The organism is Sphingobacterium sp. UBA865 (assembly GCF_002295765.1).
Classification (GTDB): domain Bacteria; phylum Bacteroidota; class Bacteroidia; order Sphingobacteriales; family Sphingobacteriaceae; genus Sphingobacterium; species Sphingobacterium multivorum.
This window is the reverse complement of record NZ_DBGB01000001.1, coordinates 97,294-112,948: the sequence shown is the minus strand read 5'-3', so window position 1 is coordinate 112,948 and position 15,655 is coordinate 97,294. Positions and strand designations below refer to the sequence as shown.

Annotated in this window: 9 protein-coding genes; 3 read left to right on the top strand and 6 right to left on the bottom strand. The window is 44.9% G+C overall.

The genetic code is table 11. The features are described 5' to 3' along the window. The first annotated feature begins 128 nt into the window (after positions 1-128). Both B2O97_RS00440 and B2O97_RS00435 read left to right on the top strand, forming a co-directional pair. Positions 129-1,112, top strand: coding sequence for a YihY/virulence factor BrkB family protein (locus tag B2O97_RS00440; RefSeq protein WP_159333185.1), 984 nt, complete (start codon positions 129-131; stop codon positions 1,110-1,112). Positions 1,113-1,208: 96 nt separating this feature from the next. Then, positions 1,209-1,394 (top strand): CsbD family protein, encoded by a 186-nt coding sequence (locus B2O97_RS00435; protein ID WP_108635218.1) that lies wholly within the window; start codon positions 1,209-1,211, stop codon positions 1,392-1,394. Between the two features lie 51 nt (positions 1,395-1,445). On the opposite strand, the gene B2O97_RS00430 is transcribed toward B2O97_RS00435, so the two are convergent. From B2O97_RS00430 to B2O97_RS00405, 6 genes are all read right to left on the bottom strand, one after another. Beyond that, positions 1,446-1,709, bottom strand: a complete 264-nt coding sequence (locus B2O97_RS00430) for a SemiSWEET transporter (RefSeq protein ID WP_204991011.1) — start codon at positions 1,707-1,709, stop codon at positions 1,446-1,448. Positions 1,710-1,755: 46 nt separating this feature from the next. Next, positions 1,756-4,086, bottom strand: coding sequence for a BamA/TamA family outer membrane protein (locus B2O97_RS00425; RefSeq protein WP_286766661.1), 2,331 nt, complete (start codon positions 4,084-4,086; stop codon positions 1,756-1,758). Further along, positions 4,052-9,445 (bottom strand): translocation/assembly module TamB domain-containing protein, encoded by a 5,394-nt coding sequence (locus B2O97_RS00420; RefSeq protein ID WP_286766660.1) that lies wholly within the window; start codon positions 9,443-9,445, stop codon positions 4,052-4,054. Before B2O97_RS00420 ends, B2O97_RS00425 begins: the two co-directional genes overlap by 35 nt. Before the next feature lie 93 nt (positions 9,446-9,538). Next, a complete protein-coding gene (locus tag B2O97_RS00415; protein WP_172462486.1) occupies positions 9,539-9,697 on the bottom strand; it encodes a hypothetical protein in 159 nt (52 codons plus the stop codon). Between the two features lie 250 nt (positions 9,698-9,947). Beyond that, entirely contained in the window at positions 9,948-10,679 is a 732-nt protein-coding gene (locus B2O97_RS00410) for a PRC-barrel domain-containing protein (RefSeq protein WP_112375994.1), read from the bottom strand. A gap of 27 nt (positions 10,680-10,706) precedes the next feature. After that, complete coding sequence (locus B2O97_RS00405) at positions 10,707-11,345, bottom strand: OmpA family protein (RefSeq protein ID WP_112376551.1); 639 nt, start codon at positions 11,343-11,345, stop codon at positions 10,707-10,709. A 371-nt stretch (positions 11,346-11,716) separates the two neighbouring features. Between B2O97_RS00405 and B2O97_RS00400 the strand changes: the two genes are divergently transcribed. Further along, complete coding sequence (locus tag B2O97_RS00400; RefSeq protein ID WP_286766659.1) at positions 11,717-15,619, top strand: hybrid sensor histidine kinase/response regulator transcription factor; 3,903 nt, start codon at positions 11,717-11,719, stop codon at positions 15,617-15,619. Positions 15,620-15,655: the final 36 nt, after the last annotated feature.

Below are 15,655 nucleotides of genomic sequence, written 5' to 3'. Positions count from 1 at the left end.
TGCAGGCAGAAAATGTATAACGCGAACTATATTTTCCTAAAAAAAACAAACGTTCTGGCCTATTTAAGAGTTTCTTTCTTATAAGACAAGACAGAATTTGAAAAATAAAGATTAAAAACACGACAGCAATGGATGTAAAAAAGGAAAAGACAAGCAAGCTACAGACCTATTGGACCATACTGAAAAATACGGTATCGGGATTTATCAATGAAGACTCCATGAAATACAGCGCTTCATTATCGTATTATACCGTTTTTTCCATTGGTCCAATATTGGTTTTAATGATCGCATTGGCCGGAATATTTTATGGTGCCGAAGCCATTCAGGGAAAGGTTTTTACCGAACTGAACGGTTTAGTGGGCAATAGCGCCGCCAAACAGATTGAAGAGGTTATTCAGAACCTTCAGCTGTCGGGCAAATCCAATATGGCGCTGGTGATCAGTATAGTGACCCTGATTATCGGGGCAACCACGGTTTTTGGCGATATGCAAAACTCCATCAATAAAATATGGCATGTACGCCCAAAACCAAAAAAGGGTTGGTTAAAACTAATTCAGGACCGATTGCTATCGTCTTCGCTCGTAATCGGCCTGGGCTTTCTGTTGGTGGTTACCTTGATCGTCAACGGCATTATTTTGGCCCTAACCGGGCAGCTGCAGCGCTATTTTCCGGAAATAACGGTCGTGCTGATGAACGTCATCAATTTTGTCATTTCCTTCGTGGTTATTGTCATCCTTTTTAGCGTGATCTTTAAAACCTTGCCCGATGTCAATATTCAATGGAAGACTGTTCGTGCCGGTGCCCTGTTTACGGCTATATTATTTGTTATCGGTCGTTACCTGATAGGCATCTACCTCGAACGTTCGGCCACGCAGGATACCTACGGGGCGGCAGGTTCATTTGTACTTATTTTGCTTTGGGTATATTATACTGCAGCGATTCTTTATTTCGGTGCGATTTTTACACGGGAGTATGCTACGGAAATGGAAATACCAATTGAACCGTCTGAATTCGCAGTCCATGTAGAGACACAGGAAATCGAACGCAATGTCGATAAAATCCCGCCGGCGCCGCTCGATGAAGAAGAAACGACCATTGATAAAACGGAGTAAAATCACCGTAAATATTTTTTAACATTTGATAACAATTTTTTTTAAACGATTCCAGCTGCAGGCTGTTCTATCTATAAAAAACGAAAGGAAAATAATATGAGCGAATTAACATGGAAAGGTCGTTGGAACGAAATTAAAGGTAAGGTAAAACAGCAATACGCAGACCTTACTGATGATGATTTACTATATGCAGAAGGCAAAGAGGATGAATTGGTAGGTAAACTTCAAAAGAAAACAGGTAAAACACAAGATGAGGTGAATAACTGGTTGAACGGTTTGTAGAATAGTGTTTTCAGGTTAAAGGCGGATAGCAGCAATGTTATCCGCCTTTTTTTATGCCTTTTTTCTGTAAATCAGATAGCTGCCCAGGAGACACAGGTTTACGAGAACAGCAAAGCTGTTTGAATAGATAATGGGCGCCTCACTTTTCATTATGCCGTACCATACCCATAGGGCAAGTCCTATGATTAAGGTTAACAGCATAACGGGAGAAAGGTCATCCACATTCTTTTCTTTCAATACCTTGATCAGCTGTGGTAACATCGAAATGGAGGTTAGGATCCCCGCAATAATTCCCAATAAGTTTTCATTGATCATAAGAGAAATAGCTGTTTAATTGTATCATGCATTTTGCTCAAATCGACTAAAATGGATAACCGATCGCAAGATTAAACATCAAATTGTCTTTCCGCCATCTTGAACTTCCAAAGTCGATATCTTTCAGTACCCAGCGCTCACCTTCTGGTAAATAAGGAATGCGGAACGGGATGGAAAAGTCGGTACGCAGGATCAGAAAGGTGAAGTCAAAGCGTAGCCCCAGGCCACCGCCCACGGCAAGTTCCTTGAGGAAATCCTTGCTGAATTTGCCCCCGGGCTTATTCTCATCCTCACGTTGTAGCCACACATTACCGGCATCAATAAAGGCTGCCCAATGGACGGGACCAGCTATTTTGGCTCGGTACTCGGTATTCAGCTCCAGCTTGATGTCGCCCGTCTGATCGGCATAAAAAAGCCCGTTTCCGAGTCGCTCGGGTGCCACTGTACCTGGTCCGATTGCACGTGCGCCAAAGGCACGGATGCTATTCGGACCACCCACATAATATTGCTTCAGGTAGGGGAGGGAACGCGAATTGCCGTACGAGTAGCTCATCCCGATGCTTACCCGGGAAGCTAGTTGTGAATTTTCGCTGAGCTTGAAATAATGCCTGCCGTCGACACTGGCTTTGATATACTGCGAGAAGTAGGCGTCAAAAAGTTTAAAGGTCTTCCCCTTGTTAAAATCTGCACCTTTGATCAGTCCCAGAATATTGCCCGACAGGTCCAGATTGCCCTTAAAATAAAAGGTATTCTGCAGATGCTTTTTCATGGTATTCTGAAAAGTGAAATTATAATTGGGCCCAATCGTAAATTGGGGATCGATTACATGCCGCAGCGCCGGAATGGTATCCATCTGCATTTTATAGCTTTCCGAAATGCCTCTCGGCTGTACATAGGTGATTTCCATCAACGCCAGATCATGCTGTTTCTCTTCGTTCTCTTGCCAGCTGTAACCATAGCTCAGCGCCATGGAATTGAGGGTATAGGCTTTTCGCCGGTTTAAAAATTCATAGCGTGCCTTGATATAGGTGTTCGGAATAAATTGGCGCGAAGGATTGATGGTACCAAATGGCGTCAATATCCTCGGAAAGGTTAAGGTGGCCTCGGTACCGTACCGGAAATAGCTGGAGTTAAGATCGGCATTGCCTCCCGTCTGCAGTTCGTAGCCGCCAAATACATTGATATTGAGCTTTTCGGCTCCTTTAAAAGCATTCCGCAGGGTCCAGTTAACATTCACTTCCGTACCGTTGTAGACGGAAGCCATCTTGCCCAGCAGCTCTACCCGGATGGATTTCTTGGGCAGGGGCGTAAGGTAATAGTACACATCCAGCGCGTTGGGCACTTCCTTGCTGTCCACAAAGTTATTTTTGACAAATTTCCAGCTGTTCAGGTTCACCAAATGGCTGATCGTCCGGTTGTGGGCATCGCGGTTGTATAGGTCGCCCCGCTTGAAAAAGATGTGATTGGCAATAACAGGTTTGCGAAAGCTGTGTTTTGGATCGATAAAGTAATAACTGCTATCAAAAGGCTCGGCATTCCGGGCCGACCGCTGGTAGCCTGCCCCGGTCTCCGTATAGTTGGGGTAGATATAAATCTTGTTGATTTTGGACGGTACCCGGGCCTGTTCAGGGGCTTCTTTTTTTACCGTGACATACAGATTCACCTTATGGTTGCCGATGGTGCTATCGACCTGCACCAGGATATAGTCTGGGCTAAAATAATAGTAGCCCTTATTTTTAAGGACATTGTCTATCCGGTCCCGTTCGTTGAGTACCACATCCAGGCTGTAGTTGTTGTTTGGCCGTAGCAGGCTCTCGCCGGAAGTCCCTTGAATATCGCGGCCGAGCTGGGTCGTGCTGTCCACATCAAAGGTGACCGATTTAATGCGGTAGATCAGATTGGGCTTGGCGGTATAGTCTACCGTTGCTTTCTTGTTTTCAACGGTGGTATCAGAGGTTACTTCGGCATTGAAAAATCCGATATTCTCCAGTCGGTTGCGCAGCAGATTTTCATTGTACTCCCGGTTTACATCGCTCAGTAGTACAGGTTCCTCGCCAATTTTTTTGAGGAAACGTTTTATAAAGTTGCTGTTGGCGGTATCGCCGGCCATATTGTTAAAATATAGCTTGTAGGGCATGCCCAGCAACCGCTTATTGGGTTTGGGCCGCAGCGATTCGGCCAGGTAGGTCGCCAGTTTCTCCTTGTTTTTCTTCGAAATGGTATCGGATGCGATGTTCACATTTCCCTTCACATACAGGCTCTCGCCTTCGGGTAGGTTTTTGGTCGACGAACAGGCCGCAATGATGCCGCTTATTATAAATAGGCCAATCAGCCCCTGTAGTTTAATTTGCATGGTAAGCCCTTTCTTCGTCTTCATTTTTAATTGCTGTGGTTTTGATCGTATCTAACTGCTTAGGCGTACTCTTTTTCCCTGCGCTGTTTGCTGTGCTGTCCACCTGCTGGCGGCGATGCTGTTCTTTTTCCTGTTCTTCCATGCGTTTGCGGTATTCGGGGCTATGGAGCATCAGGCTGTCGCGGATGACGGTGCGGACGCTGTCCCGATAAGCCGAATCCTGCTCCATACGATCCACATCAAAACGTTTCCTAAACTTCTTGCTGCCTGTATTGTAATATTCCTTGAGTTTTTTGGAGCGCATAAAGATCTCCTTAAATCGGTTGTAATCCATGGTAATGATAAAGCCGATACCCGTTTCAACAAACTGCCCTTGCAAGGTGACCTGGTATTGATTTTTGCGGTAGAAGCGCGCAAAGTAGCGCCCATCTTGTGAAAGTTGATAATCCAGCTGTATATCACCGGCAATATTATTGGCCGCCTCACCAGGACGTGAATTTCCCTCTACTTCAAAGTTAGATCCGATATTGACTTTCAGTCGGTCGTTGAGCAGCATTTTGGACACCCCGATGTTCAGGTCGGTACGTGTCTGGGCAGTTCCGGTGCTGTAATCGTCTGCTGAGGTCAGGTTGAAATCAAGTTCAACTCCCGTAATTAAATCGGAGGCCAGGCGGTTGAGCTGCGAACTCAAAAACGAACTGACACTATTGCGTACCAGGGCTTCTGTGCCACCGCCACCAGAAAGGCTTTCAAATGGATTGGCCGACATAAAACGCCCCAGCACTATCAGTGAAAAGACCTGTTTATTGAGGTCGGAAGGATTATCGCGTAAGGTCGTCAGGGCATTGTCTACCTTACTGATCACATCCTGCGATACGATGGCATTGTTGGCATTCAGGTCGATATCAAAATTGAGCTGTGGCTGAAACAGTTGGTCTGAAATTTTCAGCAGCACGTCGAAAGGTATCTTTTGCTTGTACAAGTTGGCGTTCTGCGTGCCAAGCTGTGGCGCTACCAGTTCTAGCGTAGGGGCTTTTAAGGTATATACTGCCGTAATATTCAACTGCGCGTCCAATGGATCGCCATTCCAGGTAATTGTACTTCCTTTCTGAAATTTGAAGTCTCTGCTGACGGGACCAAAGCTGAACGAATAACTTCCCCTCTCCACGGTAAAAGTGCCCGACATGGTTATTTTACCGCTGGCATCTACGCCGGCATTTAATTCGGCCTCGCCCTGAATGTTTAGGGCATCCTGCGAGCCTGCATCAAGCAGAATCTTAAACTTAGCATCCTTATCGGTCTGCAGGTTCAGGTCGACATCTATGCCCGTCAGTTTGGTGACGGTCATGGAATCTAATCGGGCAAGGGCATTTGCGGTGGCCGTATCGCGTTTGTCTACAAATTCGACTACACCCTTCCGATCGGCCATACCGGGATCATTGTTGGGCATTACCATGGTAAAATCGGTACTGTCAAGTACTTTGATGGTACCGTCCACAACAGGTTTGTCTAGATTTCCACCGATCTGCAGATCGGTACCCAGAAACATTTTTCCATAAAATAGATCGTTGTCTGCTTGAGTGGAATTTAGGACTTCAAAATTGTCCATGGCGATGCCGAGGTCAAATTCAAAATCGGTGTAGGTCTGTGTCTTGATAGAACCGCTGACCTGGGCAAAATTGCCTTTGCTGTCTTCGAGTTCAAATTTGGGAAACGAAATACCATTTTGGTCAAAACGGATCTGTTCATCTTTTGCTTTAAACAGGGCATTGAGCATGGCTACATTAAATTCTGCTTCCCTGAAATTGAGGTCACCTCTGATCTGTGGTTTCGAAGGCGATCCATTTATTTTTAGCTGACCCTCCAGGTTACCCTTTGCGTCTTTGAGGTTGCCCATGCTGAATGCCTGTACGGTCTTCATTGTCAGTGGCGCAATATCCAGGGTGAAGTCAAGCGCTGCATCGCCTTGCGGTGGATTGATAAAGTCTCCGCTCAGGACGAGGTTATTTCCGTTTTCGGTAATGCTTACGTTGGCATTGTAGGTGTTTTCGCGTTCATTATTGACTTTGATATTGATATTGCCCACGGTATCTTTTCCGAAGTAAAACTTGTCGACGACAAGATCGGCAACAAAAACAGGACTGCTTTCCAAGCGGGAGAGCGTGGTTTGTCCGTTGATGCCGCCGCCGACATCCAGGCTGTCACTCATGACCATCTTGCTCAGTGTCTCGATACGGAAATTTTTAAACGCCACATCAAGCGGTGAGTTCAGGATGCTGTCCTTGGAAGCGATGCGCAGTTCCTGTCCCTTGTTGCTGAGGACAAAATTGTTCGCCAGCAGTCCTGCGCTGCCAAATTTTAAGGTGTTGTTGGGCGCCACATCCCACTTATCGTAGTTGAGCATGAGGCCGTCCTGCAGCAGGCTGAATTCAAATAGGCCATTTTTGGCCTCCATGTTGGCCCCCAGGTGGTACTGTTCTTTATCCTGCTTATCTTTGATCCAAAGCCCCATGTTGACGATGTTGTGAGCAACCTTACCACTGAAAACCGTATTGGTCAGCTCAATGCTGCTCATTTTAACTTTGTTGATTAAGGCCGAATAATAGAGGGCGCTATCCAGACTGTTGATATCCAGGGTTACATTGTCAATCGCCGTACCCGCATACACAATGCGTGGGGCATCCAGTTTGGCCGAGAGGTTTTTGGATGTACTGTTAAAGAGACCGTCCAGGGTAATGGCTTTCATTTCTGTCAGCTGTGGCAGAAAATCTTGAATCAGTCTATTGCGGCTCAGCTGTGCCGAAAATTCGATGATCTGCGGTGAGTAGGCCGGAATCTTGACCGGCTTTTCGGGTTTGTAATAAACCTGAAGCAAATCTTGGACGGCACTTTGCAGCTCCAGAATTTTGTATTTGCCGACCAGGTGGGCATTCAGAAAATCAGAACGCAGCACCAGCTGATTGCGGCTGGTATCGGCCTTGGCCAAGAGTGAAACAGTATCCAGTGCGTAACGATCGGAGTTATATCGTATCAACGAATTGGTAATATGCGCTTCACCATTCAAAAAGTTCGGATCTGCCGTGCTGAAGTTACCGCTCAGTTTGCCCCGGTAGCTAAGCGCATCCTGCATCAGGTGTAACTTTTGCAAGTTGATGCTGTCGACCAGCAGTTCGAATGCTACCTTGGGATAAGTCGATTTAATATTGGCGCTGGCATTCAGCTTAAGTTTGATATTCGGATCGGGACTTAGAATGGATGCCTTCATCGCACCCTTATCGGCCGATATATCCATGTCGATATCATAGTAGCGGTAGCCCATCGCATCCAGCCGGTTCACTTTACCGTCAAAATTGGCCATCAGTTTTTTAGGATCGGTACCCTTGCCTTTGATTTTTCCTTCGAAAGAAAGGATGCCCAGGGTACTGTCCATTTTCATGATTTGACCGATATTGAGGTCACGAACGTTGACTGCCGCATCGTATAGGGTATCGCGCTTGGTCATTTGGATCGTTCCATCGACTTTGGCAGTGCCTTTTTCGGTCACCAATGCGAGGTTGGTCTTGAAGGCAGTCATTCCACCTTTAAAAGTTCCGCTCAGACCGATGGTATTGGGTAATTCGATTCCGGCAGGCAGCATCGATTTGGAAACGAGTTTTTCGATATCCGAACGGCCTGTCGTCAGTTTTTTCAGGTTGAGGTCTACCGACAATTTATTCATATCGGGTAGTCCTTTCAGATGCAGGCTGGCAATCAATCGGGTATTGGAAAGTGTCCTGAAGTCGATATTCGGAATATGCAGATCATCGACACGGCCGGTCACGCGGGTGTCGATATAAAATTTTTTGTCGAGCAGGGGCTTCATCACCTGCATGGTGTCCAGAAAGGGTGCGAGAAATCGGATATCGCGCATATCAATATAGCTTTTTGTGATGTTGGCATTGACCGTGATCAATTCTGGTCTTTTGGCGATGATATCCAGGGAAGGATAACTTAGCTTAACATAATCGCGAATCAGGGTGCGAGGAGTTTCCGCATAGAGATTTTTGATTTCGGCACCGGTATTGGTATACTTAAAATCGGCCTTTAATTGCTTGATGACAAAGCCGGAGTGGTCGGCTGCCACGAGTTCTTTCAAGGATCCGCTCATGGAGTCGGCGCTGTAGTACAGATCGGTTAACCTGGTTTTTAGACCGGGCATGTGGATATTAAAATAATCGAAGCCTTTGATGCGCGGCTGATTGTCGTCTTTAAAACGGATACTGGTATTGTTGATGATGATGTCTTTTGCGGAAACTACCCAATTCATCGTTGTGGCCGCACCGGAAGCTGTTTTTGCAGTGCCGTTCTTTTCTGCCTGGGCGTCTGATTTCCCAGTTTTTGCTTCCTTGTTTTTTGCGTTGGTTGTTGCCGCGTCTGCTTTCGTTGCGTTGGTTTTTGTCACCTTGGCAGTAGCCTGTTGAATTTTTCCGAGCAGGACATTGTTGTCCGAGCCGTCGAGATCGAGCTTTTGGATGTCGACAACTTGTTTGTTCAGATCGATCTGATTGATGTCGGCATGGAATCTTTTTAGGACAAATTGCGACTTCAGTGCACTGGACTGGTCCTCGTAGCGGACCAAAATATTATTGAGGTCGGCCACCTGTATACCCACGTCAGGAAGGAGGGAAGTTGTCTGTGCCGTTTTATCGGTGATACCAAAATCTTCTACCGATGGGCCTGCGCCTGCTGCGGCGGGCTTCCACTGCTTGACCGTTGCATTTAGTCCGTCGATATTGATTTTAGGTAGCTCAAAGGCCATGTTTTTGGTCAGGTCAAATTTCTTTATGTTGGTATTTAAACGACCGAGATAGACGTCGGCACTGGTACCAATCACAGCATCGGCATAAACCACATGTATTTTTTCAAACTGTATTTTATCGAGGTTAAACAGCAGGGCAGAAGTGGTGTCAGCAGTAGGTTCACTTTCTTTTTCAGAAGCAAAGGCCTTAACGATATAATCAAAGTTGAAGGCGCTGTCGGGAAGAGTACGTCGTATTTTGGCGGTAATTCCGCGGGCTTCCAGGCTTTGGATCTCTACCGTATTTTTCAAAAGCTTGAGCATATTGATATCGACGGCAATGCTTTTTCCCGCAACCAGGGTATCCTTACTTTGGTCTTCGAGGTAGATGTTTTCGAGGACCAATTTTTTGGGGAAATCAATATTAATGTAGCCAATGCTAACGGGTGTGCCGATCTTGCCTTCGACATAATGCGTTACTTTTCCGGCGATATAATTCTGTATACTGGGCAGGCGCAATAAAAAAAGGATCAGCATAAAAAGCGCAATGATGCCGCCAATAATCCACAGTATTGTTTTTAAAGCAATTCGTGTAAATCTGTTCAAGGTGTTGTTGATTTAAGTTTACAGATATAACAACACAGAACTGCAAATGGTTTGGATATCGTGAATTGATATCTCTGCCGGTGTATGTTTAGCTTACCATAACAACCAAGTTAGAATCGCTAGAAAGCCGCCACGGATGAGTAATTCCTGTGTGAGCTCCTCGCGGTCCAGTTTATACCAGCTATATTTTTCATAATACTTTCGGATTATCTGTCTATTCTTTTGGTTGACGATTTTATATGTTGCTTTCATAAGCGATTTGTATTGATTTTCTACAAATCATGCAATTTTAATGCAGTTTTTATGGCGGAAAAGGGATTTCAGTAGTAATTTGGTACGATAGGTTATAAAATACTGACGGTTTGGGTATTTACACGATTAAATTCAAGTAATACGGCATTTAGGGTTTGTCTATGCACGCTATAGTTGCAGTTATTTATAAATAAGCGGCTTAAATAACGCATATTATCTAAGCCGCTCAAAGTAGTTGTACGTGATTATACTAAAGTTCACTATTGTTGTCGAGTGTACCCGGCTCGTGCCCCGTCCCTTGCTCATGTCGTGCAGCCACTCTACGGGTGCGCTGTGTCTGATCTGTCGGAAGACTTTCGGTTCTTTTCCCGCCGCTATAGAACGTATCTTCGCTAAAGTGATAATGATCGTAGAATGCAGTCGGGTCATAGCTGTTAGAGCTTACGACGAAACCTACATCGCCAGTGCCTTCAAATACATGACGTGTAATTAACTCTGTTTCGGGCGTGACTTTATCCTGTTGGTAAGCAGGCAGTCGAATTAACTGATCTTCACTGACGGATATGACCACTACTTCGCCATCGTCGGCAGGATTATACAGATAATCTGTTGCTGGTTCTTCCGTCGGAATTTCGTCTACCGTAAGGATCACGCTAGGATCGATGGGCTCGACAGGTGGAACCAGCGTGGTTTCCTCATTGCTGGCCTGAATTTGTGTACCGTCATAAAGCGATGCTAATCCAATGGGGGCCAATACTTTCTTGTCTTCGTCAATAACAAAATCGGCGTCATGGAGATCAACGATGATATAACGGACTTGTAGGCTTTCAGGATCAAAGAGTAGATCATCCACCTTGCCGATCAATTGACCAGCTTCATTTTTCACTTTCCAGCCTCGGATATCTGGTTCGCCGTCGACAATTTCATAATCGCTTCCACCGAGTTCAATCAAATGATTATAGTTGTTTTCTTCTATTGCCATGTCTTTAATTTTATTGGTTATCAATTTTTATTTATTCCGAAAAACGACAATCTCCACATTGCGGTTCTGATTTCTGCCACTTGCAGTTTCATTGTTGGCGACTGGCGCTTTTTCACCACGAGAATGTATACTGATTTTTTCCTGAGCAATGTTGCCACGCTTGACGAGCCAGTCTTTGACAGCGGTTGCTCTTTCTACACCAAGCTGCTTATTGTGGGAAACTGTACCTGTGCTATCCGTATTGCCGAAAACGCCAACATAGGCTCCTTTAAAATTTTTATTTAAAGCTGCTGAAATCTGGTTGAGCTTCGCTTCAGCTGTACTTTCTAAGGTATTTTTATCGGTTGCGAACAAGATGTTTTCCCCTAACGAATAGATGGTATAAGCATCGCTCGAACGTACACGGATATCCTTATCCGTAATGTTTGGATCGGAAGATTCAGCACTGTTGAAATCAATTGAATTCCATTCTGGAACGGTGGTCGCAAGTGTATCTCCTTGTGGCGCGCTTGAATTAACGGTCGTATCGGAGCTGGTTTCATTTAACCTAGCGCCACTGTTAGAACGATTGATGAAATAGAGGACCAATCCCAATGCGATCAGTGAAAGAAGGAGCCATAACCACCAAGGTGCTCCATTTTTAGGTTTTACTTCTAAATGTGCCATATATACTTTTTTCAAACAGAACAACATTTATTGAGCTTCGTTTGAAAAAGTTTTGTTTAGGAAGGATTGCTGGTTAAATCATACCGCCTGGAAAACGTACAAAAGTCAGAATCGTACCTTCAGCGTACATGACCTGTTCCGGATCTTTGGGCTTTTAAAAATCTTTGCCGATAATTTCATAGTTTTACAGGCATGGGGTTTTATCGCTATTGTTTATATTTTATTTTGTTACTGCTCACTTCATGTGCAGCAGATACAAAACAGGCAAATTTTGCTACTGTTACAGAATGCTATTTCCGCTTGAGAAGATTGATTGGATAAGTGCTATTCCATTTGAAATAATTAAGTTTGTGGTATAGCGCTTATAAAAAATGCAATCTCTTTATTTCTATTGGTTACTTGTCTGTTCCTTCGTGGGTACGGCTGTTTTCGGGCAATCGCTGGATTATCCCTCTTTTCGCAATATTTCCTTGGGAACGAATGCAAATACAGTCCACTCTTTTGCACAGGATAGCTTGGGGATGCTTTGGCTGGGAAGTAACAATGGGTTATTTAATTATGATGGCTATGCGCTGCAGCCGCTCACGGGGACCAAATCTCCTTTTCAGACGTTCGTTTACTGTATTGCACTGATCGATAATAAATATTTCGCATTGGGGACAGGGCAGGGTGTGCTGCTCTATAACTATCAGTTCGATCGTTTTGAATCTTTTCCGACAGGGGGGCCTGGAGATGTCAGGGCTTTGCTGCTTGTTGGCGATACGTTGTGGATAGGTTCAATAAGTGGTTTGTATTGCTATAATACTAAAACACGCAAACTTATTGATTATCATAATTCATTTCCAAAGAATAAATCAAAAACCGCCGTGTATGCACTGGAAAAGGTGGGCGATAGAATCTTAATCGGTACGTATAATGGGCTTTTTGAATTAAGTCCATCAAAAAAAGATATTGTGCCTCTACCGATCCCAGATTATAGGCCGGGGAGTAATCAATTTGTGAATTCTATATTTTCTATTCCGGAATCGGCAAGTACCTTTGTTGGAACAGAATATGGCCTGTATCGCTATAATACGGAGAACCATACGCTTAAGAAGACTCCGGTATTACAAAATCATCCCATCAAAGCGATGGCTTCCAAAGATTCCAACACCTTGCTTGTCGGTACGGATGATGGTCTTTTTACGTATCAGCTGGATCAGCAGTTGGTCAAACGGATCAAACATGATTCCCGGAATAGAAATTCGCTGGCCAATAACATCGTGTGGAGTATCTTTAAGGATCGGTCGGAAAATATCTGGCTGGGTACAGACCTGGGATTTTCCTTATGGTCCAACCGCAAGGTGGAAAAAATACTGCCGATCTATCAATTGACAGCGAGCAGCGATGGCAACCGTTTTTATAAAATTAACAAGGATCGCAATGGCTGGTATTGGTTGGGAGGCGATAATGGTTTGATCCGTGTACGTGGGCTGGACGACAAGAATACGGAAAGCAGCTGGTACCGTATGGATGCCAAGAATTATCGTTTGGCACACAACCGTATCCGGGATATATTTGAGGATCATACGGGATTGGTGTGGATAGCTTCCGACGGTGGCGCCAATGTGTTTGATGCACATACGAAACAGTTTAAAACCTTTACAATTGTCGATGCCAGTGGAAGACGAAATGCGAAATGGTCGTACGATATCTTACAAGATGGACAGGATAATCTCTGGGTGGCCTCCTATATGGGGGGAATATTTGTCGTCAGCCGAAGCCGTTTATTGGAGTCGAAGGGCCCGGTCATAGCAAACCGTAATTTCAGTAAAGCTGACGGTCTTCTGGAAGATTTTGCCAATCAGATTGTTGACAACGGAAGGGGGAAGATATTAGCGCTGTTCTATAATAAGGGGATCAGTAGCATTGATGTGGCCACAGGGAAAATAACGGAGATTAAAGACAGCGCAGGGCATGCATTGGATCAGGCGACCTTTATGCTGAAGGATGGGCAGCAAACGGTGTGGGTAGGGGAACATGGCGAATTGAGGCGTATTGCTCCGGATGGGAAAAATACATTGGTTCGTTTTGATCCTGTTGGTAAAGGAGAAGTAACTGCCATGGCTGAGGTCAAAGAAAGCATCTGGCTGGCAACGAGTACTGGCGTGTGGCAGGTTAATAAGCAGAGTTTAAAAACTGAATTGTTAAGATACGGACAAAGAATATCCTCAATGTACTACGATGCCGAGCGGGAACAAGTGGTGCTGGGCGGAATTGATGAGGTGGTCCTGTTGCCCGCGCAAAATGAGCTAGCGGATCTGGATGGTTCCAAAAAGATTGTGCTCACCGCAATGTATGTCAATAATGAACGTTTCGGTAATTACGACTATGGCTTACGGTATAAAAACGAGATCACTTTGGCGCATGATCAGAATAACCTCCGGCTTGAATTTTCCGATTTGGATTATGGGAATCATTTGGGCTATCGCCTAGCTTATGCTTTTAAAGGAAAAAATGAAACCTGGATTCCGATGGAACGGGGTGATAACAAAGTGCTTCTGTCCAACTTAAGTTCGGGTAACTACGACCTTCAGTTGGCTAAAGTGGATGTCGCCGGTCATGTTGTGTCGGAGATTTATACCTACCATATTCAGATCCGTTATCCATGGTATGCAAGCTATTGGGCCAAAACTGTTTACGCCCTCATTGTTATTTTCCTGCTATTTTGGGTTGTCAATTTTTTCAGGGTTCGCAGTACGCTAAAATGGGAAAGGCGCGAACGGAGGAAGGTACTTGAGCTCACAAAGATGAAAATGGACTTCCTGACAGCTGTGTCGCATGAGCTGAAAACCCCGCTAAGTCTGATTTTGGCTCCTGTCAGCCAAATGATGCGGCAGACAAAAAACAGTGACAAAAAGAAGCAGTTGGACGGTGTTCATCGAAATGCCTTAAAAATAAGCCATCTCATTCAGGAATTGATGACTTTTGATCAGGTCGAGCAGCAGAAGACGCCCTTGCAGGGCTTGCTTACCTCTCAGGTGGATCTGGTCGCCTATAGCAGACAAATTATAGCTGACTGGCAGCAGATACCTGAGTACAGTACCGTCCATATTGGCTTTGTTACCGATGTAGAGAGCTTTTTTATACAGACCGATGTAGCCAAACTGGGATCGATTCTCAACAACCTCATCGCTAATGCTTGTAAGTATAATCGTCCGGAGGGTGGCGTGGAACTGCGGCTGAAAGGAATTGGTCCAGATGTCAAGCTTGTCGTTCGGGATACGGGAATTGGTATAGCACCTGAAGACCTACCTTATGTATTTAGCAAATTCTATCGTTCTTCCCTGAAAGAAGTGAGTGCTGTACAGGGCACGGGCGTTGGTCTGTACCTTGTCAAAAGTTATTGTGAACAGTTGGGCTGGACCGTTGATATAGCGAGCGATCAAAAGGGCACAGCCGTAACGCTTAGTTGGAAACATGACCATGTAAACGATGAGGATGCGACCGATAGCATACCGGTAGGGGCTAAACGAAAACTACTGATCGTCGAAGATAATGCCGAACTCGCTGATTTTTTACGAAATGCCATGCAGCCACATTACGATTGCCGCATTGTGAGTGATGGTAGCGAGGGCTTACGCTTGATCGACGGACATAGTTTTGTGCCCGACATTATTCTCACGGATGCCATGATGCCCAATATGGGGGGGATTGAAATGGTGAAAAAACTACGACAAAATATCGTGACGGCAACTATTCCGATTATTTTGCTTACCGCACAAAACGATGAGCTGATCAGACGCGAGTGGGTTGCCGTCGGCATAGATGCTTATATGGCGAAACCTTTTGATCTGGACTTGCTCCAGATACAGCTCTTGCAGCTCTTGGATAGGAAAGATAAGATTGTCGCTCAGTTGCGTATCGACGAAATCAGTAAACCCACAGAAGCAATAGCTGTACATTCACCAGATGAAAAATTTCTGACCAATGTGACACGGCTGATCGAAGAAAATTTAGACGATTCGGAATTTTCGGTGCAGCGGCTCAGTGAGCTGACGGATGTCGCCGCCAGACAACTCCATCGTAAAATTAAGCAACTAACAGGCTATACACCGGTGGAGTATATACGCAGCATTCGTATCAAAAAAGCAGCGCTGTTATTACAGCAAAAAAAGTTTACCGTTTCCGAGGTGATGTATATGGTCGGATTCTCCAATGCTTCTTATTTTTCAAAATGCTTTCAATCGGAATTTGGGATGTCACCAAAGGTGTATATGGAAGGTTATTTGTAAGTGGTTGATTGTTAGTACTGTTTGTTGTTTTAGGTG

Coding starts and splice junctions, on each gene's coding strand:
- B2O97_RS00440 (WP_159333185.1), top strand. CDS start 129: ATGGATGTAAAAAAGGAAAAGACAAGCAAGCTACAGACCTATTGGACC.
- B2O97_RS00435 (WP_108635218.1), top strand. CDS start 1,209: ATGAGCGAATTAACATGGAAAGGTCGTTGGAACGAAATTAAAGGTAAG.
- B2O97_RS00430 (WP_204991011.1), bottom strand. CDS start 1,709: ATGATCAATGAAAACTTATTGGGAATTATTGCGGGGATCCTAACCTCC.
- B2O97_RS00425 (WP_286766661.1), bottom strand. CDS start 4,086: ATGAAGACGAAGAAAGGGCTTACCATGCAAATTAAACTACAGGGGCTG.
- B2O97_RS00415 (WP_172462486.1), bottom strand. CDS start 9,697: ATGAAAGCAACATATAAAATCGTCAACCAAAAGAATAGACAGATAATC.
- B2O97_RS00410 (WP_112375994.1), bottom strand. CDS start 10,679: ATGGCAATAGAAGAAAACAACTATAATCATTTGATTGAACTCGGTGGA.
- B2O97_RS00405 (WP_112376551.1), bottom strand. CDS start 11,345: ATGGCACATTTAGAAGTAAAACCTAAAAATGGAGCACCTTGGTGGTTA.
- B2O97_RS00400 (WP_286766659.1), top strand. CDS start 11,717: ATGCAATCTCTTTATTTCTATTGGTTACTTGTCTGTTCCTTCGTGGGT.